The sequence below is a fragment of the Acinetobacter albensis genome, from assembly GCF_900095025.1.
In the GTDB taxonomy this organism is placed as follows: domain Bacteria; phylum Pseudomonadota; class Gammaproteobacteria; order Pseudomonadales; family Moraxellaceae; genus Acinetobacter; species Acinetobacter albensis.
The window spans coordinates 1-1,653 of the sequence record NZ_FMBK01000029.1; the positions used below are offsets into that span (position 1 = coordinate 1).

1 protein-coding gene is annotated in these 1,653 nt (G+C 43.0%); it reads left to right on the top strand.

All coding sequences use genetic code 11. The annotated features are described in order from the left end of the window. Positions 1-87: 87 nt before the first annotated feature. Positions 88-1,653 (top strand): alkyl hydroperoxide reductase subunit F, encoded by a 1,566-nt coding sequence (ahpF, locus tag GA0116959_RS14140; RefSeq protein WP_092721208.1) that lies wholly within the window; start codon positions 88-90, stop codon positions 1,651-1,653.

Genomic DNA, 1,653 nt, shown 5'->3' on the forward strand with positions numbered 1-1,653 from the left:
AATAAAAACAAACTGTTTTATCTATTCCTTGAATTGCCTTATGATCACTGCATTGCATATAAATTTACTCCCTTGGAGACTTAAGCCATGTTAGATCAAAATACCTCAGCACAATTAAAAACACTCCTTGAACGTTTAGAAAGTCCAATTGAATTGGTTGCCTCTTTAAATGATTCAGACAAATCTGAAAAAATCAAAGAACTGGTCACCGAAGTGGCTGCATTGTCTGATCAAGTCAGCGTACGTTTTGATGGAAACAATAGCCGTCGTCCAAGTTTTGGTATTGCCAAAGTCGGAGAACAAGCTCGGGTGAACTTTGCAGGTTTACCGATGGGACATGAGTTCACTTCTTTGATTTTGGCTTTGTTACAAGTCTCAGGTTATGCACCCAAAGTCTCTGATGACGTTTTGGCACAAATCAAAGGCTTAAACTTAAGCTCTGACTTTGAAGTATTTGTGTCTTTAAGCTGTCATAACTGTCCAGATGTGGTGCAAGCCTTGAACCTGATTGCGATTCACAACCCAGGTACGACAGCCACCATGGTCGATGGTGCATTCTTTCAAGATGAAGTAGAACAGCGCAAAATCATGGCCGTCCCGATGCTGTTCCAAAATGGTGAACATATCGGTCAAGGTCGTATGACTTTAGAAGAAATTGTGGCCAAGCTTGATTCAAGCTCATCCAGTAAAGATCTAGAAAAACTCAATGCCAAAGAGGTTTTTGATGTACTGGTGATTGGAGGTGGTCCTGCGGGCAATACTGCTGCCATTTATGCTGCACGAAAAGGGATTCACACCGGTATTGTGGCAGAACGCTTCGGTGGACAAGTCATGGATACCATGGACATTGAAAACTACACCTCGGTGCAAAAAACCCAAGGGCCAAAGTTTGCCGCTGAAATGGAGGCCCATGTACGTGCTTATGATGTAGACATCATGAATCTACAAAAAGTGTCGAGCATCAAAGGTGCAGATGAAACAGCGCATGGACGGGTTGAAGTGACTTTAGAAAATGGTGCCATTCTGGAATCTAAAACCATTATTTTGTCGACTGGTGCACGTTGGAGAGAGATGAATGTACCGGGTGAGCAAGAATACAAAACTCGTGGTGTGGCTTACTGTCCACACTGTGATGGCCCTTTGTTTAAAGGCAAACGTGTGGCCGTGATTGGTGGTGGTAATTCAGGGGTTGAAGCGGCGATTGATTTGGCGGGTATTGTTGAACATGTGACTTTGGTTGAATTTGATACCCAACTGCGTGCCGACCAAGTGTTACAGAACAAACTGCATAGTTTGCCTAACACCACGGTAATTTTGAATGCTTTATCCACTGAAGTGATTGGTGATGGTTCACAAGTAACGGCACTGAAATATCAAGATCGTGCCACGAATACGGAACATACAGTTGAACTGGCTGGAATCTTTGTTCAAATTGGTTTATTACCGAATACAGACTTTTTGCAAGCATCCAACGTTGAGCTGTCTAAGCGAGGTGAAATTGTGATTAATGATCGCAATGAAACCAATGTTCAAGGGGTATTTGCAGCGGGTGATTGTACGACTGTACCGTATAAGCAGATTATTATTTCGACAGGTGAAGGTGCGAAGGCTGCATTATCTGCCTTTGATTATTTGATCCGCGCTGAGGGGTAA